Annotated in this window: 23 protein-coding genes; 8 read left to right on the plus strand and 15 right to left on the minus strand. The window is 52.9% G+C overall.

Annotated features, from left to right (window positions below):
- Positions 1–43: 43 nt before the first annotated feature.
- Positions 44–250, plus strand: coding sequence for a hypothetical protein (locus AWR27_RS13130; protein ID WP_077131583.1), 207 nt, complete (start codon positions 44–46; stop codon positions 248–250).
- A gap of 2 nt (positions 251–252) precedes the next feature.
- On the opposite strand, the gene AWR27_RS13135 is transcribed toward AWR27_RS13130, so the two are convergent.
- The 7 genes from AWR27_RS13135 to AWR27_RS13165 all read right to left on the minus strand — a co-directional run bounded on the left by AWR27_RS13135 (position 253) and on the right by AWR27_RS13165 (position 6,035).
- Positions 253–1,044 carry a M23 family metallopeptidase gene (locus AWR27_RS13135; RefSeq protein WP_198045148.1) on the minus strand — a complete coding sequence of 264 codons (792 nt, stop codon included), beginning with the start codon at positions 1,042–1,044 and terminating at the stop codon, positions 253–255.
- A gap of 67 nt (positions 1,045–1,111) precedes the next feature.
- Positions 1,112–1,783 carry a type IX secretion system protein PorG gene (porG, locus tag AWR27_RS13140; protein WP_198044994.1) on the minus strand — a complete coding sequence of 224 codons (672 nt, stop codon included), beginning with the start codon at positions 1,781–1,783 and terminating at the stop codon, positions 1,112–1,114.
- Between the two features lie 24 nt (positions 1,784–1,807).
- Positions 1,808–2,728, minus strand: a complete 921-nt coding sequence (locus AWR27_RS13145; RefSeq protein WP_157579204.1) for a DUF6089 family protein — start codon at positions 2,726–2,728, stop codon at positions 1,808–1,810.
- Positions 2,729–2,952: 224 nt separating this feature from the next.
- On the minus strand, positions 2,953–3,828 hold the full coding sequence (locus AWR27_RS13150) for an NAD kinase (RefSeq protein WP_077131585.1): 876 nt from the start codon (positions 3,826–3,828) through the stop codon (positions 2,953–2,955).
- Between the two features lie 85 nt (positions 3,829–3,913).
- Entirely contained in the window at positions 3,914–4,582 is a 669-nt protein-coding gene (locus AWR27_RS13155; protein WP_077131586.1) for a CBS domain-containing protein, read from the minus strand.
- 38 nt (positions 4,583–4,620) lie between these two features.
- The gene (locus tag AWR27_RS13160; protein ID WP_077131587.1) at positions 4,621–5,427 is read right to left on the minus strand and encodes an alpha/beta fold hydrolase; all 807 of its coding nucleotides are present in this window, start codon (positions 5,425–5,427) and stop codon (positions 4,621–4,623) included.
- Positions 5,424–6,035, minus strand: coding sequence for an anthranilate synthase component II (locus AWR27_RS13165; RefSeq protein WP_077131588.1), 612 nt, complete (start codon positions 6,033–6,035; stop codon positions 5,424–5,426). Before AWR27_RS13165 ends, AWR27_RS13160 begins: the two co-directional genes overlap by 4 nt.
- Positions 6,036–6,265: 230 nt before the next feature.
- Between AWR27_RS13165 and AWR27_RS13170 the strand changes: the two genes are divergently transcribed.
- Positions 6,266–7,519: an NAD(P)/FAD-dependent oxidoreductase gene (locus AWR27_RS13170; protein WP_077131589.1), complete on the plus strand. Its 1,254-nt coding sequence runs from the start codon at positions 6,266–6,268 to the stop codon at positions 7,517–7,519.
- A 10-nt stretch (positions 7,520–7,529) separates the two neighbouring features.
- Positions 7,530–9,002, plus strand: coding sequence for a flavin-containing monooxygenase (locus tag AWR27_RS13175; protein ID WP_077131590.1), 1,473 nt, complete (start codon positions 7,530–7,532; stop codon positions 9,000–9,002).
- On the opposite strand, the gene AWR27_RS13180 is transcribed toward AWR27_RS13175, so the two are convergent.
- Positions 8,934–9,926, minus strand: coding sequence for an NAD(P)/FAD-dependent oxidoreductase (locus AWR27_RS13180; RefSeq protein WP_077131591.1), 993 nt, complete (start codon positions 9,924–9,926; stop codon positions 8,934–8,936). The two genes, AWR27_RS13175 and AWR27_RS13180, sit on opposite strands and share 69 nt — an antisense overlap.
- 68 nt (positions 9,927–9,994) lie before the next feature.
- On the opposite strand from AWR27_RS13180, the gene AWR27_RS13185 reads away from it, so the two are divergent.
- On the plus strand, positions 9,995–10,807 hold the full coding sequence (locus AWR27_RS13185) for a hypothetical protein (protein ID WP_157579205.1): 813 nt from the start codon (positions 9,995–9,997) through the stop codon (positions 10,805–10,807).
- 36 nt (positions 10,808–10,843) lie between these two features.
- Here the strand turns inward: AWR27_RS13185 and AWR27_RS13190 are convergent, their stop codons facing one another.
- Positions 10,844–11,752, minus strand: coding sequence for a hydrogen peroxide-inducible genes activator (locus tag AWR27_RS13190; protein WP_077131592.1), 909 nt, complete (start codon positions 11,750–11,752; stop codon positions 10,844–10,846).
- A gap of 103 nt (positions 11,753–11,855) precedes the next feature.
- On the opposite strand from AWR27_RS13190, the gene AWR27_RS13195 reads away from it, so the two are divergent.
- Together AWR27_RS13195 and hemH are read left to right on the plus strand one after the other, a co-directional pair.
- Entirely contained in the window at positions 11,856–12,644 is a 789-nt protein-coding gene (locus AWR27_RS13195; protein ID WP_077131593.1) for a hypothetical protein, read from the plus strand.
- A gap of 32 nt (positions 12,645–12,676) precedes the next feature.
- On the plus strand, positions 12,677–13,738 hold the full coding sequence (gene hemH, locus AWR27_RS13200) for a ferrochelatase (RefSeq protein WP_077131594.1): 1,062 nt from the start codon (positions 12,677–12,679) through the stop codon (positions 13,736–13,738).
- A gap of 17 nt (positions 13,739–13,755) precedes the next feature.
- Here the strand turns inward: hemH and AWR27_RS13205 are convergent, their stop codons facing one another.
- Both AWR27_RS13205 and AWR27_RS13210 read right to left on the minus strand, forming a co-directional pair.
- Entirely contained in the window at positions 13,756–14,754 is a 999-nt protein-coding gene (locus tag AWR27_RS13205) for a c-type cytochrome (protein ID WP_077131595.1), read from the minus strand.
- A 162-nt stretch (positions 14,755–14,916) separates the two neighbouring features.
- Positions 14,917–15,999, minus strand: a complete 1,083-nt coding sequence (locus AWR27_RS13210) for a hypothetical protein (protein ID WP_198044995.1) — start codon at positions 15,997–15,999, stop codon at positions 14,917–14,919.
- Positions 16,000–16,202: 203 nt separating this feature from the next.
- Here AWR27_RS13210 and AWR27_RS13215 point away from each other — a divergent pair, with 203 nt between their 5' ends.
- Both AWR27_RS13215 and AWR27_RS13220 read left to right on the plus strand, forming a co-directional pair.
- A complete protein-coding gene (locus tag AWR27_RS13215) occupies positions 16,203–17,126 on the plus strand; it encodes an OmpA family protein (protein ID WP_077131596.1) in 924 nt (307 codons plus the stop codon).
- 82 nt (positions 17,127–17,208) lie between these two features.
- Positions 17,209–17,751 carry a helix-hairpin-helix domain-containing protein gene (locus AWR27_RS13220; protein WP_077131597.1) on the plus strand — a complete coding sequence of 181 codons (543 nt, stop codon included), beginning with the start codon at positions 17,209–17,211 and terminating at the stop codon, positions 17,749–17,751.
- Here AWR27_RS13220 and AWR27_RS13225 read toward each other — a convergent pair.
- The 4 genes from AWR27_RS13225 to nadE are packed head-to-tail and all read right to left on the minus strand — an operon-like array spanning position 17,689 to position 21,269.
- Positions 17,689–18,546: a DMT family transporter gene (locus AWR27_RS13225; protein ID WP_077131598.1), complete on the minus strand. Its 858-nt coding sequence runs from the start codon at positions 18,544–18,546 to the stop codon at positions 17,689–17,691. The genes AWR27_RS13220 and AWR27_RS13225 overlap by 63 nt on opposite strands.
- The gene (locus AWR27_RS13230) at positions 18,543–18,899 is read right to left on the minus strand and encodes a DUF5615 family PIN-like protein (RefSeq protein WP_077131599.1); all 357 of its coding nucleotides are present in this window, start codon (positions 18,897–18,899) and stop codon (positions 18,543–18,545) included. The genes AWR27_RS13225 and AWR27_RS13230 overlap by 4 nt, the downstream gene beginning before the upstream one ends.
- Entirely contained in the window at positions 18,899–19,141 is a 243-nt protein-coding gene (locus AWR27_RS13235) for a DUF433 domain-containing protein (RefSeq protein WP_077131600.1), read from the minus strand. The genes AWR27_RS13230 and AWR27_RS13235 overlap by 1 nt, the downstream gene beginning before the upstream one ends.
- A 28-nt stretch (positions 19,142–19,169) precedes the next feature.
- Positions 19,170–21,269 carry an NAD(+) synthase gene (nadE, locus tag AWR27_RS13240; protein WP_077131601.1) on the minus strand — a complete coding sequence of 700 codons (2,100 nt, stop codon included), beginning with the start codon at positions 21,267–21,269 and terminating at the stop codon, positions 19,170–19,172.
- Between the last annotated feature and the right edge of the window lie 78 nt (positions 21,270–21,347).

The following is a 21,347-nucleotide window of genomic DNA, read 5'->3' on the forward strand; positions in this document are numbered from 1 at the left end:
TACTCATCACTCATCGTTCATCACTCATCACTATAAAATACACATGGAAAACAATACCAACTTTCGCCGGTTCTTTGGCGCATCACTAACCATTCTCGGCATCATTGTCGTTTTATTTGCCCTGATCGCGTTCCTCTCCGACGGTAAGCCCGTAATGGGTCTGAGCGTGAACAAAGCCGAATCTGCCGCGCCGTTTATCGTGGGTATGATCTTTTTAGTGACAGGCGTGAATCTGGTACGCGAAGCATGAGTTCACTTCGTTAATTTCGCCGTCAGTAGCCACTGGTAAGGGTTCATTGGCTTGGGCAGGCCATCGGGCTGAATTTGCAGATACATCAGATGCAGGTGCGTTGGTGAGCGGCTTTTGTAGGCGTTGAAGCCCGTGCGCCCTATTTCGGCGAGTTTTTGCCCGGCCTGTACCCATTGCCCCGGCGATACATAAATCCGGTTATTGTGGGCGTAATAAAACAGGCCGTGCATAACGGGGTCGTAAACCCAAATCCAGTTGCCGCCCCGGTACTCGGAGCCGGGTTGCCAGCCGGTTTCAATGGCTAAAACAATACCGCCGGTCATTGCCAGAATATCGACCGGCTGGCCGTTGCGGTCATCTAAATTATCCTGATTGCGGTCAACGATAAAGATGTCCTGGGCTGGGTGGCTACCGCGTACTTTATAATCGAACAGATCGAAACCGATACCCCGGTAGCCTTCGCCGTGCGTACCGCCGATGGCCGTGGCCGTATAGCCCCGCAGTGGAAACGCAAAATACCGACCCGTTCGGCGCAGACTGTCGCGTTCGAGCGAATCTATGCGATACGGTCCGTTGTTACGAAAACCTTGTTGCAGACCGCGCATAATACCGCTGAACTGCATCCGGGCCGAGTCGGGCGTAATATGCTGCTGGCGGATTTGCGTGTACAGCGTCTGAAACTGCTGACAGTAAGCATAGAGTGTAGGCTCGTCGGAGTTGGTGATAACCACCTGCGATGATGCCGCGTTTAAGCCACCGACCAGAATAGCCCCCAGAATACCCACTGCCCGCATGAATAAAGTTACGTAACGTTTCACTCGTTCTGAATTGAGCGGGTAAAATTACGGAACGAACACCACTTCACGGACACACGATTTTATAAAACGTATAGCTGACGGTAATGGCCGTGTAGGTATAGCTATCGCGCAGGGCCGGGTTACCCTGACCGAGTTTACTGGTTGTGACGCCGAAGGTGCGGTCGCCGAGACCATCCAGATAATCGTTATTGGTAAAACGGGTGCCAAATTCCACGCCTACGCTCCACGGGCGTTTGATTTCGTACTTAATACCCACGCCAAGCGGAAAATTGACCATGCCCCGCGCCCGAATGGTGGCGTTGCGAAAGCTACATAGCCCTATTCCACCGAACACATAAGGCGACCAATTTTTAGCTTTGGGGGTTAGTTTATAACTGCGAAAATTGTATTCTACATCAACCGTAGCTTCGCTCAGGGTACTCCGAAACGAAAAATCGCGGGCCTGTTGAAACGGGTCGCGGCTGAAACGATCTTCGCCCTGAATCCAGCCAGCAGCTAAGCCCGCCCGAAACGACACCGAGCGGGTTGCATTGTACCGAAAAAACAGATTGGCCGCCGGGCTATACGAACGCGGATTCAGGAACGCTGAGACGTCGCCCTTATAGAGCATACCGCCCACTCCGCCCCCTACTTCTATTTTTTGTGCCTCCGTGCCAAGGCTGATAAAAAGCCCGGCCACCAAAAGCCAGGCTTTATAAACATGTTGTAAGTACATAAGCAGGCAGTCTTTCATCAGTGCCTACCTAATAGGTGGACATTTAATTTTACCCGGAATAACATATTGAATTGAAATATTAGTCAGGATATAGCCGTCTCTCAGTATGCCGTCGGCACCGCGAACCGTTGTCTGAAACGGCGTTGGATCAGCCGTAAACAACTCCTGAGCTACCGTGTAGCGGTCGGTCGCATTCTTATAACGGGCCGCATTCCGTTCAAAACGCCGGTCAGACATAAGCACGCCCACGCCCTGTAAAGTAGCCGGGTCGGGATACGGGCTGCCACCTACGTCATCGAGGTAATCGGAGAATGAATACCGATAGCCAATTTCAAACCCAACGTTAAAATCATCGTTGATGCGATACCGGGCACCAATCCCAACCGGAATCGCAATTGTTACCAGCGAATACGGTTTATCGCGTCCGGGTTGGCTTTGTCCTTCGGTATGGAGCGGTTGCAGCTTCACCCACTTCTGCGCTTCGTAATCGCCGTTGTTGGGTGGCGCGGGCGTCCGGGCTTCGGGGCTGTGCGCCACTAAGGCTACCCCCCCAAACAAATACGGTGTTAGCTTGGCCCGCACCCGCGAATCTCGACCGTCGGCAACAAAATTATAGAGACCTGTTACAGCAAACTCTTTGAGATCGTTTCGGAAATGCAGGTTTCGGGCATATTGAATGGCAAATGCCTGCGGGTTATGTTTGGTGAACGTATAGTCGTCGCCTACAATTCGGGCGTAGGTAAACGAAGCGCGGGCGGCAAAATTCGGCGTAAACTGCCGCGTGTAGCCGAGGGTAGCATTCCAGCGGGGCAGAATAAACGTGGAGCGAAGCACTTGCCGATACCCCGCCAGGTCACCGTAGTAGTGCGATGAACCCGCTCCGAACGAAACGGTTGAATACGGCAAAAACTTCGTACCCGGTCGGCGTTGTGCCTGCCCCTCCATACTCAGGGTTATAAGCCAGCATGTGACTACAAACCCAATTAGTACACTCTTACACTTGTCTTTCATAGCAACACACGAATCAACCCATATGGCTCTAAGGCCAGCCATTTCGGAAACGGCCCAACCTTCGTTTTTATTGGTGTTGATTACTTAATTTTCTTGTACAGCCCTGATTTCTATATAACCTTTATCAAAAACCGTGCTGTATTCGGCGTCGAAGCAATTTAATTTCGAATATCCCAGCCCCAATTGAGTTTACTGCGTAAGGTATTCAGGAAGTTATCATCGCTTAATTTTACCAACCGGGCCACGAAAGTTTCTTTCTGTACACTAATTCGGGCCGACGTATCGACCGTAAACGAACGCGAATCGAGCGCGGCCAGAAAGTTACCGCTTCGGCTTTCTACCTCAAATGCGAGTTGGCAGCTATCCATCACAATCATTGGCCGCACGTTCAGATTATGCGGGCTGATAGGGGTAATAATAAAATTATTGGTTTGGGGCAGCAGTACCGGCCCCCCGCAACTGAGCGAATACCCGGTTGAGCCGGAAGGGGTCGATATAATAATGCCATCGGCCCAGTATGAATTCAAAAACTCGCCATCGAGGTAGCTATGTACCGTAATCATTGACGACGTTTGGGTGCGGGTGATGGTAAAATCGTTCAGGCCAAACGGCAGATTACCAAAAATATCGGGCGTTGAGCGCACGCCTACCAATGTACGTTCATCGATGCTGAACTGTCCGTTATACAGCGCATCGATCATGAGTCGCACCGAGTTTGGCGCCACCGTAGCCAGAAAGCCCAGCCGCCCGATGTTGATACCAACAATTGGAATCTGGCGGGGACCAACGTGCGTAACGGCATCGAGCAGCGTGCCATCTCCTCCCAAACTAAAAATGAAGTCGGCCTCTAAAACGCCCTCCTCAATCGTGTAGGTGATTTGACTGTAGTGCGCTACCGAGGCATTATCTAAAAATTCGCGGTAACCCGCCGAGATAATAACTTCGACCTGTCGTTTTGCCAATTCGTCAAACATCGACTGAATATATGGCCTGGCCGATTCGGGAAAGTTGCGCCCGTGAATGGCGATTTTCATGGAGAAGGGGTTGTAAGGGGTAAGGTCGCAGGTTGTAGGGTATAAGGGCCTTACACCTCACAACCTTACCTCTCTATACCTTATTTTACGTGTTCAAATACCGCAGCAATGAGTCGAGCCGTTCCTGATCGATGCTTTCGACGGGGGCGTTGGCAAAAGCGGCTTCAATTTTATAACCGAATCGTTCGAGCGTCGAAATAACCGGCCCTATGTCGCGCCGGTTGAGTTTGAGTGTCAGTTTCGAGCGATCTGGCATTCCGTAGGCTGCGCTTGAAAAATAACTGCTGACGATTTTCACCTGATTCGATTCAATCAGCCGACTGATTTCGGCCATCGAGTAATCGCGTTCGTTGATGTTTAAAATCAGAATCGCGCCCGTTTCCTGTACGCCCAGTTCCTGAGCAAACTGTTTGAGCAGTTCGCTGGCCGAGATAGTACCGATAAACTCGCGGCTTTCGTTCAGCACGGCTACCACCTCCATCCGGTTCTGAATGGCAAGCCCCATGACCTCGTACATGTGCTGATCGTCAGCCACATAGGCTTTCTCGAACAAACGCATGGTATCGGCCAGCAGTTGCTCATCATCGGCCACGTCCATCAATAATTCTTCACTGATAACTCCTCGATATTCACCCTGATCGGCCAGCACTAACTGCCCAACGCGGTGTTCCTGCATCCAGTCTAACGCTTGCCCGACAGAATCGGACGGCTTTAGGGCCGGGAGCATAGGGTCTATAAGTTCGGCTGCCAACATACAAGTAGGTATAAACGTAACGGGTATACGGCAGAAAACTACGAAAACTCCGTCATAGTTTCCAAATTCCCCAACTGTTCGCTGTAGATGGGATGCCGGTCGAGCCAGTCGGAAAGCAATTGGTTGAAGCGGTCGGGGCATTCCATCATGGGCGCGTGACAGCACTTGTCGATGAAATACAGCTCTGAGTCGGCAATGAGCCGATTAAACTCATGCCCAACCTCGGCAGGTGTAATGGTATCGTTCAGCCCCCAGACCAACAGCGTTGGCACCCGGATTTTATACAAATCTTTGGCAACATTGTTACGCTGCGCCGATTTGGCAATACCTACAATGTTCATACATTTAGGTATACTGCTGGTAATCTCGAATACCTCGTCGATCAGTTCTTTTGAGGCTACTTTCGGGTCATAAAACGTGTAGGCTACCCGCTCGGCAATGTACTCGTAGCTGCCGCGCTTGGGGAATGAGCCGCCCATACCGTTCTCAAATAAACCCGAACTGCCTGTTAGCACCATGCGCCGAACCCGGTCGGGATTTTTGAACGTGTACAGAATCGATAAATGCCCGCCCAACGAGTTGCCCAGCAGCGTCAGGTCGTGTAAATCTTTCTGATCGACAAATTTTTCGACAAAGGCCACCAACCCTTCGAGGCTGGCCTGTCGCACAGGCATGTCATAAATAGGCAGCATCGGGATTACGACCCGGTATTGCCTTGAAAACGTATTAATTACACTATCCCAGTTACTGAGTGCCCCAAACAGGCCGTGTAATAATAGCAGCACATCGCCCTGCCCTTCATCAACATAGCGGAAACCCGCTTCTTCTTTCAGTTGGTAGTTCATACATGTTGTGAGATTAGCGTTGTGGCGGAATAGGTATTTGGCAATGATACAAAATCAATCCAGTTTTTTAGCAATACTGTCCCATATTCCGTTAGTGCAGCTTCAGGATGAAACTGAACGCCCCAAATGGGTAGCCAACGATGCCGGAATGCCATAACCTCGCCAGCATCAGTCGACAGCAGCGGCAGCAGCGTACCGGGCAAATTGGTTAATAGCAGCGAGTGATAGCGGGTAACGTTGAAACAGTCTGGCAACGTTTGCGTCAGCACGTCGTCGGTCAGTACGCGCACTGGCGAGACTTTGCCATGCATAGGCCGTTCGGCAGGGGTAAGCGTAGCACCGAAAAACTCGCCAAGAGCCTGATGCCCCAGACAAACGCCCAGCATTGGCACGTGTTGATAGTAGCCATCAATAACCTGCATGAGTTGCCCGGCCCGGCGAGGTATACCCGGCCCCGGCGACAGCACGACGGCGTCGGGCCGATGATGGGGAAGTTTCGCCGGCCATTCGTTATTGCGTATGACATGGCAGGTCGCTCCTGCCTGTTGCAGGTAATCGACCAGCATGTACGTAAACGAATCGAAGTTATCAATCACCAGCAGTTCCATACCACTATACTTAATCTACTTTGGCAAAATTAACACCTTCTAAAAAAAAGCAATAACAGTAATTTACCTATATACTGATTATCAGCATATTATTTTTTTATTATCATTGATATGTGCAATATTTATCAAAAAAGTACCACAGTATGAGCTATCCATATGGCTCATTTGTATAACGCAGACTTGCGTACATTTGCCAACAACGTTTCTTGTCCATCAATTTACGCTGACGTATGCCCGCAGAATCGCCCATTATTATTGTTGGGGCCGGTATGGCCGGTCTGACCTGTGCCGTTTATCTGAAACAGGCCGGTATCGACGCGCTGTTGCTCGAAGCTTCCGATGGCGTGGGCGGGCGCGTTCGGACCGATATTGTCGATGGGTTTTTATTAGATCGGGGCTTTCAGATTCTGCTTACAGCTTATCCCGAAGCAAAGCGGTTGCTTAACTATTCGTCGCTCGACCTGCAACTGTTTCGGTCGGGCGCGCTGATTCGGCACCGCGAACCTAATGCATCGGCAGAATGGATGAAATTACTGAACCCATTTCAGGAGCCATTGTCGGTGATTCAAACGCTGACGTCGCCCGTGGGTACAATTGCCGACAAAATCCGAATTGTGGAACTGTTGCGTCGAACGCAATCGCTGACCATCAGCGAGTTGTTTGCACAAACGCCTACCACAACCTTTGCACTGCTGCACGAAATGGGTTTTTCCGATCAACTAATCGAACGGTTTTTCCGTCCTTTTTTTGGCGGTGTTTTTCTGGAAGATGCCCTCCTTACGTCGAGTAATTTCTTCGAGTTCTGCTTCCGCATGTTCTTCGTGGGCGATGCTGCCGTACCGGCGCGGGGCATTGGAGCCATTGCCGAACAGTTAGCTAATCGGCTCACACCCGGCCAGATCCGACTGAACAGCCCCGTCGCTCAAATTGACGGTCAGCGCATTCAACTGGTATCGGGCGAGACACTATCGGCCCGCGCCATAGTACTGGCCGTCGATGCGGCTCAGGCGGCCCGGCTGCTCCATCGTTCGGTGCCTGCCGAGCGTGGGTTTACGCATACAACCTGCACCTACTTCGCAGCCAGCCAATCGCCCAACACCCAGAAGTTACTGATGCTGAATACGCAACGTAGTTCTGCCGTGCATAATATTGCCGTTATGAGCGACATCGCCCCCGCTTATGCGCCCGCCGGTCAGTCGCTTGTTTCGGTCAGTACGCAGGGGCTGGAACTGGTCGACGAAGTAGCTCTGACGCTACACATTCGTCGGGAGTTGAGCGAGTGGTTCGGGGCCGACGTGCAGCAGTGGCGTCACCTGAAAACGTATCACATTCCGCACGCGCTGCCTGCCTACGGCCCAGAGGCTGTACATCAGCCGCTTCAACTGTCGGCAACGTTGTACCAATGTGGCGATCAGACGGCCTATCCATCGCTCAATGCTGCCATGCAAACAGGTCGCGAAGTGGCAGAACTGATTAGCCGATAGCACGTGCAATATGAAACCCGATGTTGACGTAGCGATTGTAGGAGCCGGTTTTGCCGGATTGGGTGCGGCCATCCGGCTGCAACAGCGTGGCAAAACGTCGTTCGTTATTTTTGAACGAGCTTCCGACGTTGGCGGCACCTGGCGCGACAACGTGTATCCGAACTGTGCCTGCGACGTGCCTTCGCATTTGTACTCCTTTTCATTTGCTCCCAACCCGGCCTGGTCGCGGAAGTATTCGCCACAGCCGGAGATTCTGACGTATCTCCAGAACGTAGTTGAGCAGTTTACGCTTCGGCCATACATTCGCTTCCGTACCGACATTGTCCGAACCGAGTTTTCGGAACAAACCGGCTTCTGGACGCTTACCGACCGGGCTGGCAACGTTACTACAGCCCGTGTGGTGGTTGGTGCTACCGGCCCTCTCAACCGGCTCAGCCTGCCGAAACTGCCAGGCATCGAAACTTTTACCGGACCCGCCTTTCACACCAGTAACTGGAATACGTCGACGGATCTGACAGGCAAGCGTGTAGCTGTTGTCGGCACCGGAGCCAGTGCTATTCAGGTGGTTCCGGCTATTGCGCCGAAGGTGGCACAACTGACTGTTTTTCAGCGCACAGCTCCTTATGTAACACCCCGTCAGGACCGGCAGACGTCGGCGTTTGAACAGCGGCTGTTTGCCTCGATTCCGCTCGTCCGAAAAGCCTACCGGGGGGCAATCTTCTGGCTGAACGAGTTAACGGGTTTGTCGTTTCTGGGCAACGAAACGCTGCACAAAGTTGGCTCATCCATTGCCCGCAAACACCTCGAAACAGCAATCAGCGATCCCGAACTCCGGCGCAAAGCCACGCCCGATTATAAGATGGGCTGCAAACGCGTGCTGGTTTCCGACGATTATTACCCGGCTCTCGCCCGCCCAAACGTTGAGTTAGTGACCGACCCGATTGCGGAGGTCAGGCCGAACAGCCTTGTTACCACCGACGGCACCGAGCGGCCCGTAGACGTGCTTATTTACGCAACAGGCTTTACCGTGGCGTCTATTGTTTCAGACCTCAGCATACGGGGCCGGGCGGGCAGGAAGTTATTCGACGAGTGGCTGACAACCGGACCACAGGCGCATTACGGCATTACGGTGTCGGGTTTCCCGAATCTGCTGTTATTGGTAGGCCCCAACACGGGACTGGGCCATAATTCCATCGTTCATATAATCGAGTCGCAGCTTAACTACATGATAAGCTATCTCGATTTACTGGATAGGGCAGGTGAAGGCGTGTTTCTGGACGTTCGGCCCGATGCCCAGGAAGCGTATAACAACACTATTCAACAACGAATGATTGGCACGGTCTGGGCATCGGGGTGCCGAAGCTGGTACATGGACGCGCAGGGACGCAATACCACCATCTGGCCCGCGCTGGCGTCAACCTACCGAAACGCTACGCGCCGAGTCAACCCGGCTGATTATGAACGCTGCCATCGCCCGACCTGATACAAATGCCCGCTCAACGCCTGAACGCAGATCGCTCAGACTATCTGCGCCAAAACCGTCGCCCCCAAACAGCAGTGGAAATGGTGCCGACGCAGCCAGAAACGGAGCCGGGTGTTGCCGTTCGGCGTGGCTATATCGCCAGCGATGTACCTGCACGACGCCGACGGTTTCGGCAGGAATCCGACGCTGCAATTGAGTCAGCAATTGGCGGCCAGCGGCCTCCAGATCACCGTCGAGGTTTTCGCGGCTGAACGAGCTACTGGCATGAATCGTGACGGATGGCTGCTCGGGCGAGATGCCTTTCTGCTGATTATCAACTACCCAGGCCACGTCAGGCGTGGGCGATTGCCAGAAACCTGGTGCCGGTATCAGGCCCGACCGCTCTACGGTTGCCAGCACCGTCAGACACGGCTCATAAGAAATAGCATCGAGCGCGATACAGTCGGCGGCTTCGAGCCTGCAATCGCTGTCGTTCAACAGGGCGAGGGCCTGCGGAACGGGTATCGTCAGCAACAGCGCATTGGCCCGGTACTCGTTTCCGGCTTCGGTTTGCACCAGCCAGCCAGTCGACTCAGCGGCTACCCGAACCACCTTTTCGTTTAGTTCAATGCGTAATCCCTGCGCAAGGTGTTTGGCGATACCGCTCATGCCTCCCGTGCCTACGTAATTCACTGCCTCTTCCGATTGCCAGATTGCTGTTGTATTAGCTGCCCGGAGCGTTTCTATGCACTGCTGAAATTCGGGCGTCTGCGCGGTTATGTACTGTGCGCCGTGGTCGGCGCGTGCGCGGTCGATGCGTCGGGTTGCCATACGACCGCCAACGCCCCGGCCTTTGTCGAGAACGGTAACGTCGTAGCCGAGTTGCGTGAGTTCGCGGGCGGCTGTCAGGCCAGCTATTCCCGCTCCAATGATGAGTACAGACAAGGTAGATTTCGCATTTTTTGGCGTACTTCGTACTGCCACTGAATTGTGACCGCAAAGCTAAAGTTCTTTTGCATTTTATCCGTCGATACCTGCTTCCGTTGCTCATTGCCCTACCCATTGGCTTCGTTTGGCTATACCCCCAGCTCCTGCGGTGTATGCGCGTTGGTGCGTCCGATGCGTTTCAGACGTTGCCGGGCGTACCGGGCGTTTATGTCAGCCGCATGGCTACAGTCCGGCAGCAGACGCAACTCCGCGAACACATCAAAACCGCCCGTGCTCGCATACGTCGGTTCTGGGGCGATCAGCGGGGCCGGGCAGTGCTGATTTATTGCCCGCAACAAGCTGATTACGAACGTTATTGTATAGGGGGCGAAGGAGCCGGGTGTAGCCTCGGCACGCCCTGGGGCGAATCGTTTTTAGTGCTTGGCCCCGAAGGTAACAATGCCGACGTGATGGCCCACGAACTCTGCCACGACGAACTGTTTGCCCGGCTGGGGTGGTGGCGCGTGAAGCAGCAAATTCCAGTCTGGTTCAACGAAGGTCTGGCACTGATGGTCGATTATCGATTTACCGATCCGGCAGTGTGGGAGCAACCGGGTCAATTGCCCCCCGAACACGCCGACAGCGAACTCATGCCGCTTGCTCCTCCTGCCATGCGCCCGCTTACCAGTCTCGAAACTACCCGCGATTTCTTCGGTGGCGACTACGACGATGTTATGCTGGCTTATCAGACAGCCGCCGATGAGGTGTCGCGCTGGCTGCTGGTTGCAGGCCGTTCGGGCGTTCCGGCACTAACGAACGCTGTTGCCAACGGCGAAAACTTCGGTGTCGTATACCGTCGGCTGGAGCGGGACAAGCGTAACCCTGCTCCCGTAAAATAGCGACAGCGGGTTGAGAACGCTGTAACCCGGTTTTCTTTATCGTTCCACTTCGTTGGGCAGATGGGCCAGAATCTCGCTTTTGAGTGCGTAGATAAGCTGGCGTTTCAAGAAGCTGCGGTGCATTACCAGACTCACTTCGCGCACTGGCTGGGGCGTGGCAAACGGGCGCAGTCTGGCCCGGCGCGTTTTGTCCATATCGAGCGTAGCCAGAAACGGAAGCAGCGTAAAGCCATTTTGCCGGTCAATAAGTTTGATCAACGTTTCGAGGGAGCCGGTTTCGTAACGGAGCGGGGTGTTGCTGTTCGGCTGGCGGTCGGCACCACACAGGTCAAGTACCTGATTACGAAAGCAATGCCCTTCGGTGAGCAACCATAAACCATCCGTTTGCAGGTCGGCAGGCGTTACTACCGTTTTCCCGAACAACGGGTGTGAGTCAGCCGCGTAAACAACGAGTTTCTCCCGAAAAAGTGGCAGTTCGGTAATACCGTTTTCGGATAAAGGCGTTACCACCAACCCTACATCAATGAGACCGTTGCGAAGCCGCTCCACAATCTGCTCCGTAACCAACTCCTGAATCTGCACCGAAACCGCCGAATAGTTGACCACAAAATCGCCGATAAAATAGGGCAACAGATACGGGGCCAGCGTTGGAATGATGCCAATGCGCAGATCGCCCTGAAGATCATTTTTCGACTCGCTGACAATTTCGGGAATGCGCCGGGCCGACCGCAGCACCTCCCTCGCCTGAGTCAGAATGGCCTGTCCGGTTTCAGTGGGCACAACGGGTTGTTTCGAGCGGTCAAAAACCAACACACCCAACTCATCTTCTAATTTCTGAATCTGCATACTTAACGTTGGCTGCGTTACGTGGCAGGCTTCGGCAGCGGTGGCAAAATGCCGGTAGGTATCAACGGCAACAATATAATCTAACTGCGACAAGGTCATGCTCATGCCTATGTGTTATCAATAAAATCTATACAAATCTAAGTCCTATAAGTTCTAAACGAAGCGTTGAATCATCTACATTTGCCATTAAAACGCATCGTTCATGAAAACACCTCAACTACTCCTCTTTTTTCTACTGCTCAACATAGTCGTGGTACAGGCGCAGTCCCGCAAAACGACTAACCCGCCCGCACCGGGTTTCGACCTGGCTGGTTCCGACGCTAAAGCCGTTCAGATTGCCGACGACGTGATGGCTGCAATGGGTGGCCGAAAAGCCTGGGACGAAACTCATCTGATTGCCTGGAATTTTTTCGGTTTTCGGAAATTGGTCTGGGACAAATGGTCGGGTAACGTGCGGGTCGATAACCTGCGCGATGATCAGACCGTGCTGTTGAATATCAACAACAATCAGGGCCGCGTATTCAGAAATGGGCAGGAACTGACCGAACCTGATTCGGTAGCCAAATATGTTCGTCAGGGCAAGAATGCCTGGATAAACGACTCGTACTGGTTGGTGATGCCATTTAAACTTAAAGATTCGGGCGTGACGCTGAAATACCTCGGCGAAGAAGCCACCAAGGATAGCCGCCCCGCCGACGTACTGCAACTGACGTTCAAGAATGTTGGGACTACACCCGATAACAAGTACAAAGTCTGGGTCGATAAACAATCGCATTTAGTAACGCAGTGGGCACATTATCCGAAAGCTACCGACGAACAGCCGCGCTTTACGCTTCCGTGGGCTGATTATCAACGCCACGGCCAAATTCTGCTCTCCGGCGAACGGGGCGACCGCGACCTGACCGACATCATGGTATTTACGGGACTGCCCGGCGAAGTCTTCAGCAGTTTCACCCGCACCGACCTGAGCCGCTACCCACAGGCAAAATAAACTTACTACTTCATACCGCTGTTTCCCTGTACATGGAAGCACCTGCTCTGCAACAATTCGCCACCGCCCCCAAAGCTCCCGGCAAAACGGGCGTTCTACTTGTTAATTTAGGTACGCCCGATAGCCCATCGGTGTCCGACGTTCGCAAATACCTGCGCGAGTTTCTGATGGATGGCCGCGTTATCGATATTCCGTTTATTCCGCGTTTTCTGCTCGTCAACGGCATCATTGCCCCGTTCCGGGCACCAAAATCGGCCAAGACGTATAAAGAAGTCTGGACCGAAAACGGGTCGCCCCTGAAGTATTACGGCGAAGTGAACGAGCGGCAGTTACAGCAGGCTCTCGGCCATGCGTATGTAGTTCGGCTGGCGATGCGCTATCAAAGCCCCAGCATTGACGCGGGGCTGAGCGAGTTTCAGCGGCTCGGCCTGACCGACATCATCGTGATTCCGCTCTTTCCTCAATATGCTTCGGCCACCACGGGTTCGGTATATGAGAAGGTGATGGACGTGTTGAAGACCTGGCAGGTAATTCCGCAGGTACGGTTCGTGAATCGGTTTCTTGAACACCCCAAATTTATCGAAGGGTTCGTACAGCTTGGCCGCAAATACATGGCCGACTATGAGTACGACCACTTTCTGTTCAGCTACCACGGCCTGCCCGAACGGCAAATTCGCAAAGGCGACATTACAAAGTCGGTTTGCCAGTTGGGCGAATGCTGTGGCTCATTACGCGCCGACAATCAGCATTGTTACCGGGCGCAGTGCTTTGAAACTACCCGCCGGTTGGTGCGTGAACTGGGCATACCCGAAGGCAAGTACACGACCTGTTTCCAGTCGCGGCTGGGCCGTGACCCCTGGATTCAACCCTATACCGAAGATACAATTCGGAAACTGGCAAAAGACGGTATTAAGAGCGTACTGGCTTTTTCACCCGCTTTCGTAGCCGATTGTCTGGAAACGACAATTGAAGTCGGCGAAGAATACAAAGAGTTGTTTGAAGAACTGGGCGGCCAGCACTGGCAGTTAGTAGAAAGCCTGAACGACAGCCCGTTATGGGTTGAAACGCTGGTCGATTTGGTTAAAACGGCGTAAAAAATACGCCGTTTTAACTACCGGCTTGCAACCAGTTTCGATTTAGGGGTAAAATGCGTCACGGCATTGTTTACGGGCTTCAGTGTACGCAGGTACGCATAAATGGCCCCCAAATCCTGCTCCGACATACCGCCATACATCGCCCACGGCATAATGGTATTGAACTCATTCTGAGCTACTGTCGGGCTAACGTATCTTTCGTGCGTGTGTGCCTTAAAACGGGCAATGAACGCGTCACAAGTCATGTTCAGAATGCCGGTAGCGTGGGGCGTCAGGTTAGCCGACCGCACCGTGCCGGTTGGTATCGGGAACACGCGCCCGCCTGCCATTTCCATACCCGGCAGCGGTTGTCCTTTGTCGTCGGCGGGTGTGTGGCAATCGGTGCAGGAAGCGAACGTAGTCAGGTAGTTGCCATACGCAACCGTATCGGCAGGGTTGGGCCGCTTGCCGAGTGCAGCTTTGGTAGGTATGGTGTTGATAATGAAATTCATCGGGAAGTCAGGTTCAGCCGCCGGTATCTTGTTTGGAATCGGCTTCAGGCTGCGGAGATACGCAATGATGTCGTAAATATCTTCCGGGTCCATCCTGGCGTAACTCTGGTAGGGCATCACCGGAAACAACGCCCGTCCGTCGCGGTTGACGCCTGTGGTAATGGCCCGAAAGATTTCGCCGTCGGTCCAACTGCCGAGACTGGCCGGGGTAATATTGGCTGCGTAGAAGTTTCCCGGAAAGCCCATTTCGCGGACAAACGCTTCGCCCCCTTTACCCTCTGTGCCGGGCACCATTGGCCCCGCCAGTTTTGTGAAATCGCGCGTGGAATGGCAGTCGATACAGGCTGCTACATGATTGGCTAAGTACCGCCCATGTTCAATCTGAGCAGTTGTGGGTTTGATTGCCAGTTTAGGAGCCGGCCCAACGTTTGGCAGGGCCAGTTTCACATAAGACAGGCCCGCAACGACTATAATAACGATGACCCCTACGAGGCCAAGAGCAAGTTTAAGTAATCGCTTTTTCATCCGGTTAAAAGAGGAATTGTGGGAAAGTCGACAATTAACAGCGTAAGGATATGAAGTGGTAGAGAAATTAAGTAAGCGGTATAGACTCTTTATTGACAGGGTATAAAAAAGCCGGACAGGCTTATGCCCATCCGGCTTGTATGCCGTTGTTAATCAGAACATTCAGGCAGCCATGCGATAAGCAGGTTCGTCATCTTGCTGCGGCTGTTCGAGCATCGGTGCAATGATGGTATTCATTCGTTCGCGCACAAAACTTTCCTGTAAATAGGAAGGTAATTTTGCCACCAACTGCCGGTACGCCATCATACCGAGTGACTTTGCAATGTACGCTTCGTGCACGCTGTTTACGTGAGAAACAATATTCACAAGGCTCTGGTGAAACAGCTTCACATCAATCTCTGAGTCGACAAACCGCTCAATCTCGCGGTTGGTCGAGGAGATGCGCAGGCGGCTCAACATGTCGAAATACGTGGTATAGCCAATCTGCTTCGCCAACTGCTTATATTGCTCAACGCTGAATTTCTGTAAAATCTCGCCTGTTTTGGGACTACGCAGGGCCGTTTTCGGATTATTCTGGATAGCATTGCGCAACGCCCTGACGCGCTGATCGCGGGTGGTTTTGAGGAACTGCGCCAGCTCGGCCTGCGCCGATCCCGCCCGCGATGGCAACAACAATTCGCTGCGGCCCGGAACGGCAAATCGCTTCGCCATTGGCAACCGCTGAATACGGTAGCTGTTGATGGGGCCGAGCGCGTAATAGCCAATAGAGGCCGGGTAATAGCCCCGGACAACCATGTTGCCAATGCGCTTACGGATAATTTCTTCGTTACTCACATTCACGCCCTGCACAGCCAGAAACGCCCGTGCGCTAAACAACGCGCTGTAGTATGCCTGCGGAAAGGTCCAGTGCAGCGAGCTTTGCAGATACTGCTCATCGTTGACAACGGGCGTAATCCGTAGGGCGTATTCGGCACTCCAGCTATTCAACAGCAGTTTCTCCAGTGCCCGGCGGGTATCGTCGGTATGGCGTCCATAAAACTGCTGAAACACGGGGAACTTAGCCACATCGAGCAGGTCATTCTGATGCTGAATGTGGTAGTCCATTGCAAAAAAATGGTTCAAAAACACCTGGGCCGGAATCGATCTCCGCCAGTTCTCATCGTGCGGCAGCGCGCCAGTCGGAGCCGTTGCAAGCGGTGCCTGATCGGTCGGGGAATGCATCGAAACGCTGGTTATCTGTGTCATACTTTATTAACGAAAAAGGCGTTTTCAACGTTCAAATTTTATCAACTATTTTCTTATCGTAATACACTGAAATACAGTTGTTTATCTATGATTTTTTAACAACTTTCCAACCCTGTTTTTATACCCTTTCCGAACGAGCCACAGCGTCTTTTTTCAGCCTGAGAATGGCACTATATCGAGGGTTTTTCCGTTAGCATCAAACAATGATTTCAACTCGAAAACAGTTTATTTTTTTCGGCATACTGCTGCTTGTCAGGCCGCTGTTTCATCCTGTTCAGGCACAAACGAACCGCCGGTCGGCAGCGGTTAGCCCAGCGGCTTCTGTTGAAGGAGCGGTACTTGATGCCGTTTCCCAGAAGGGAATCGCCAACGCCACTCTTCAGGCCAAAACAGCAGAGGGAAGTGTGCGCACAAAAACCGTGTCGGCCTACGATGGCACGTTTGCCCTGCGCGGGCTTGACCCCCGAAAACAATACCAGCTTGTTATTAAGGCCAGCGGCTACGAGTCGGTCGAACAGCCATTTACGTTTACCTCGGCTACTGCCGACCGGGTGTACGGCAAAAAAATTCTGCTCCAGCCCAGCAGTAAACCCGTTGCCGGGAAGTCGGCCACATCCACTACGGGGGGTGCTGTTTTTACGGCAAATCAGGCGGTGCCCGAAATCATGGTTAAGGCTACGGCTTCGCCCGGTTCGGGTAGCAATGGCAATCAGCGCGTTACGCCACCGAAAACGTTAGACGCCAAAGTGGTTTTTTCGCCCCCGCTCACGGTGGCTCCTCCCGGCAAAACTACCCAGCTAAAAGCCATTCAGTTCGTGCAGAGCAAAGCCGACCTGCTACCTGATGCCCAGCCTGCGCTGGAGCAACTGCTGGCGTTTATGCGTAGTCGGCCCACCGTTGAGATTTTGCTGGCGGGCCATACCGACAATCAGGGTGATTTTGACGAAAATGTACGGCTTTCGCAGCAGCGCGTCGACGTGGTAAAGGCGTATCTGGTACAGAATGGCATTGCCGCAAACCGAATCGCTACACGCGGCTACGGCCCTACCCGACCCATTGGCAATAACAACAAAGAAGCCACCCGGCAGCAGAACCGGCGCGTTGAACTGGTTATCACAAAGGAATAAGTTGGAGGCAGGCACTTAACATTTAGGCTACAGTTGAGTTTTGAAGGTACTTGTTTATCCACCAAAATCCTCAACGAAAGCTATGAGCGTGCAATCGAATGACGACGAACCCGCTGGGGACGTACTCAACTCAAATACAACATATGACATTGTTGTCAGCCCCACCGGCCTGATCACCGAGTTGTCGGACACGGTCGATGCGATGGACGGAGCCGAGGTGGAAGTAGTTGAAATTGTAAACGAGGCCGACGGCACCAATATCGAACTGACCATTATAGAAGAGCCAACCAATCAGCCGGGCGTTACCAGCGTAGATCGGTTTATTGAAATAGAAGGTATTGGTCATAAAGTAGCCGAGATGCTGACGAAGGCGGGCATTCTGAAGTTTTCGCAGTTGGCCGAAACACCCATTGAGCGGATTCGCGAGATATTGGCCGCATCGGGCACGTTTTACCGCATCTACGACGCCACCCATTGGCAGAACGTAGAGACGCAAGATTTTGCGTCTCAATCTCAACCACAAGATTTTGCGTCTCAACCTCAACCACAAGATATTACCTCGTCACGTGCGACGACCGAGCCAAAGCCCACCGACGACCAGCCCCGTTCCAACAAACGTGAATAGCGTAATTGGCTCATCGAGTAATACATACGAGTATAGAAATCCGAAAATTGGGCATAAAAACAGCCACAGCGACGCCCGCACAGGGTCTTGGCGGACAAGATAAAACCAAAGCTGCAACGCGGCCACCGACACCGGAACAATAAGCCAGAACACTGCTCCCCAAAAACGACCATCGTATTGGGCCATGCCGAAATCAGCAAACGCCAGCGTAAAGGGTAGCAGTAACAGGCCGCCAATCAGCACCTGCCAGCCGTTGATAACGAGGCTCGGCAACCGCCAGTCGAAGCGGGCGTAGTACACGGTTGCGGCTGATACCGACACCATGCCAATCAGCAGAATCAGCAGTCCCCCAACCGTAGCATGGGCATCCTGCAAGAGCGGATAGGTGGCTACCCCAACACCAGCCAGCCCCAGCAACAGCCCACCGATTTCGTTCGGACGCGGCACCCGACGCAGCCATAGTGCCGACAATAAGGCAATGAACAGCGGGTTTGTAGCGGTCGATAAGCTGCCGATACCCGCCGAAACTTCGCGCAGGGCCAACACAAACGCACCGAGATAAATGGTAGTGTTTAACAGGGCAAAGACCGTGAGCCGCCAAAATTCGATGCGTGTGGGCCAGCTATCTGCCGACCGCCGTAGCGTATACGCAACCAGCAGCATACCCGTTCCGGCAATGAAAAATCTGACATTTGCCAGAATGAGCGGATGCACCGACAGCACGCCAAACTTGGTAGCCGCCGACGCCGATGCCCATAAAGCCGCAAAGAGCACACCAGGGAGAAGTTGTTTCATTGGCCTCCCCTAATGATACGCACCTTACGAGCAGTAAGCACTGTAAAAGCATCGACCAAATTCGTCATCTGCTTCTGAAATAAGTCCAGGATAAGCGTTGCTTTTTCCGGAGGTTTATACCCTTCTAAACGGTAAAAAACGACGCCCCGATGTGGTAAACCGAATTTATACCGCAACTCGCCAAAATCTTTATCGGCTGTGAGCAATACAGCATTTATACGAACAGCCTTTGCCAGTACATTCTCGTCAATTATGCCGAAATCATCTTCGGCAACAGCCGAAACGTCGAAGCCATGATCGCGCAGCAAATGAATAATTGGAAAGTCAACGTTCTCATCAGCCAGTATCTTCATTACGCAGCCACATCTACATCATCAAGTTCCTGATTGAGTGTGTAGGCCGCGTAACGCAGACAGGCCAGAATACCCTCACGAGTCAGATGTGGGTATGCTTCCAGAATATCATCAATCGTTTCCCCATAGCTCATACGGTCAACGATCAACTCAACCGTGATGCGAGTTCCTTTAATTGTAGGTTTTCCCAACATTATACGCGGGTCAGATACAATATAATCCCGCCAATGTATAGCAGTCATAACACTGTTGATTTTGTACAAAGATACGCTAAAACCCAATCTTGCCCCGGGCTGGATTGCCTTTCCACCCGTTTCCTTTCTGCCCGGCGGCCCATTCGCGCATGTCGGCGAGTTCTTTCTCGAAACCGCCCGACAGAATCGGGAAACGTAGCCACGAGCGCGGGTCGAGGTTGTGGTCGTCGAGGTGGAAGCTTGGGGCGTAGCGTTCGCGTTTCCACTGGTTGCGGCTCCAGAGCTTGAAAAACCGCTCCACCCAGATCAGTAACTTATCGCGGTCATGCCGCCCGGCAAATTGTACTTCGGTTAATTTCAGTACCTCAACGGGCGGCTGTTTGTCGCGAATGGCACTTAGCTCAATGGCGTTCAGCACGTCATACGGCATCAGGTCGTCTTCGTCGGTTTGTTTTTTGTCTAACGGGCGCAGTTCGGCGGTAGGTTGCAGGTTATTCACCGCGTGCAAACCGTTGACTTTGATTAGTTCGTCGGGCGTAAGGGGGCCAATGGCTAAACTCGTGCGGTCGGTAGGTTCGGTAACGTTGGTAATGTTCAGGCCCACCGTCTCGAGCCAAACGAGCCAACCGCGCAGAAAATGCTTATCGATACCCGTGATGGGGCTAATACTACCCGCCGTGTCTCCGTCCATGGTGGCGTAACCAACGGCGGCTTCGGAACGGTTCGACGTGCTGAGTAACAGGGCGTTGTTGATGTTGGCGAGCATCCAGATAGATGGTGCCCGCACCCGCGCCTGAATGTTCTGCAACGCCAGATCGTCGGTGTTCCACGATAGTTTTCGCCCTAACTGCTTTTCTATCAGCCCGCGATAGGTTTCAACAAGCCCGTTGATGTTAATATTGAGGAACGTGGCTCCAATGTCTTCGGCTAATTCTTTGGCTGAGTTGAACGTATCGTCCGACGAATTTTCAGTACCCTGATACATCACCGTCAGCAGTTTACCCACCATCGCTTCGGGCGTGTCGCAGTCCTGAATAGCCCGGATGTAGCCAAGTTTTTTCTTGATGCCCGCAATACCGATATTCTGTACGGCCATCCGAATCATCAAAAACACGGTAGCCGCAATCGCCGACGAATCGGCCCCGCCACTCAAACTCAGCACGTAGCCCTGCGACCGGCTTTTACGCAGATAATCGAACAAACCGAGAGCTACGGCCCTGGCAAACTCTTCTTCTTTCAGGTAGCCGCCCCGCTCCCAGCCTTCAAGTTGAGCTTTCTGAATAACAGGCGCAACCTCCGGCCAGTCGAAACGGTCTGACACGCGCAGGTTGGGCAGGGCAAGGGCCAGATTACCCCGGTTCTGCACCTGATTGAGCCGGGTCGCTTCTACGTCGATTACCGCCGGAACGATTACGAAATCCTGATAACTCAACCGCGCACCCGACACCAGCAATTCGCCATTCGAGGCTACCATCGCATCGCCATCGAAAATGACCCGGCCAGCTTCGTTGCCCAGCAGGTTCGTATAGATGTAACTCACACCAAACGACCGGCTCGCGTCGATAACAAACCGCTCCCGCGTCTGCGACTTAAAAAACGCGAAATGACTGGCCGATGGATTCAGGATAATATCGACTCCGCGTTCATACAACGCCCGGCCCGGTCGGTTGGCAATCCAGGCATCTTCGCAAATCTCAAACCCGACACGTATGCCCGACAGATCGAATACCAAATCGCCGAATGGGTAACTAAAATCGCCGATTTTTATTTCGTCACGCAGGCCGACTTGCCAGGGCTGAAACCACCGGGTTTCGTAGTGCAGGCCGTTGTTTGCGAGGTATTGCTTCACGGCAAAGCCCAGAATTCGCTTGTTGACAATCAGGCAGGCTGTATCGTAGGTTCGGTTGTTGTGCCGCAGCGGCAGACTCACTGCCACCACAATGTCGTGCGTGTGTTCTACAACATCCAGCAGCGACGCAATTGACTGATCAATCGTATTTTGTGCATAGAAAGCATCCTCACAGCCATAGCCCGAAATACAGAGCTCGGGCAAGCAGAGCAGGCTCACGCTTTGTTGCCGGGCCGCTTCGATGGCGTCGATAATGTTTTGTTGGTTATGTTCCCACGCAAGCGGGGTCTGGTTCAGCACACCAGCGGCTACTTTAATGAGTTTCATGGATGGCGAAAGGGCGAAAGCGTGAACGAGCGAATGTTTAACTCGGTCCCAGCGCGTTTATACACATGTAACAAAGAT

It is taken from the genome of Spirosoma montaniterrae (genome assembly GCF_001988955.1).
GTDB lineage: Bacteria > Bacteroidota > Bacteroidia > Cytophagales > Spirosomataceae > Spirosoma > Spirosoma montaniterrae.

Coding starts and splice junctions, on each gene's coding strand:
- AWR27_RS13195 (WP_077131593.1), top strand. CDS start 11,856: ATGAAAACACCTCAACTACTCCTCTTTTTTCTACTGCTCAACATAGTC.
- AWR27_RS13205 (WP_077131595.1), bottom strand. CDS start 14,754: ATGAAAAAGCGATTACTTAAACTTGCTCTTGGCCTCGTAGGGGTCATC.
- AWR27_RS13210 (WP_198044995.1), bottom strand. CDS start 15,999: ATGACACAGATAACCAGCGTTTCGATGCATTCCCCGACCGATCAGGCA.
- AWR27_RS13235 (WP_077131600.1), bottom strand. CDS start 19,141: ATGACTGCTATACATTGGCGGGATTATATTGTATCTGACCCGCGTATA.
- hemH (WP_077131594.1), top strand. CDS start 12,677: ATGGAAGCACCTGCTCTGCAACAATTCGCCACCGCCCCCAAAGCTCCC.
- porG (WP_198044994.1), bottom strand. CDS start 1,783: ATGTACTTACAACATGTTTATAAAGCCTGGCTTTTGGTGGCCGGGCTT.
- AWR27_RS13160 (WP_077131587.1), bottom strand. CDS start 5,427: ATGAACTACCAACTGAAAGAAGAAGCGGGTTTCCGCTATGTTGATGAA.
- AWR27_RS13155 (WP_077131586.1), bottom strand. CDS start 4,582: ATGTTGGCAGCCGAACTTATAGACCCTATGCTCCCGGCCCTAAAGCCG.
- AWR27_RS13165 (WP_077131588.1), bottom strand. CDS start 6,035: ATGGAACTGCTGGTGATTGATAACTTCGATTCGTTTACGTACATGCTG.
- AWR27_RS13225 (WP_077131598.1), bottom strand. CDS start 18,546: ATGAAACAACTTCTCCCTGGTGTGCTCTTTGCGGCTTTATGGGCATCG.
- AWR27_RS13215 (WP_077131596.1), top strand. CDS start 16,203: ATGATTTCAACTCGAAAACAGTTTATTTTTTTCGGCATACTGCTGCTT.
- AWR27_RS13175 (WP_077131590.1), top strand. CDS start 7,530: ATGAAACCCGATGTTGACGTAGCGATTGTAGGAGCCGGTTTTGCCGGA.
- AWR27_RS13230 (WP_077131599.1), bottom strand. CDS start 18,899: ATGAAGATACTGGCTGATGAGAACGTTGACTTTCCAATTATTCATTTG.
- AWR27_RS13130 (WP_077131583.1), top strand. CDS start 44: ATGGAAAACAATACCAACTTTCGCCGGTTCTTTGGCGCATCACTAACC.
- AWR27_RS13170 (WP_077131589.1), top strand. CDS start 6,266: ATGCCCGCAGAATCGCCCATTATTATTGTTGGGGCCGGTATGGCCGGT.
- AWR27_RS13190 (WP_077131592.1), bottom strand. CDS start 11,752: ATGACCTTGTCGCAGTTAGATTATATTGTTGCCGTTGATACCTACCGG.
- AWR27_RS13150 (WP_077131585.1), bottom strand. CDS start 3,828: ATGAAAATCGCCATTCACGGGCGCAACTTTCCCGAATCGGCCAGGCCA.
- nadE (WP_077131601.1), bottom strand. CDS start 21,269: ATGAAACTCATTAAAGTAGCCGCTGGTGTGCTGAACCAGACCCCGCTT.
- AWR27_RS13220 (WP_077131597.1), top strand. CDS start 17,209: ATGAGCGTGCAATCGAATGACGACGAACCCGCTGGGGACGTACTCAAC.
- AWR27_RS13145 (WP_157579204.1), bottom strand. CDS start 2,728: ATGGAGGGGCAGGCACAACGCCGACCGGGTACGAAGTTTTTGCCGTAT.
- AWR27_RS13135 (WP_198045148.1), bottom strand. CDS start 1,044: ATGCGGGCAGTGGGTATTCTGGGGGCTATTCTGGTCGGTGGCTTAAAC.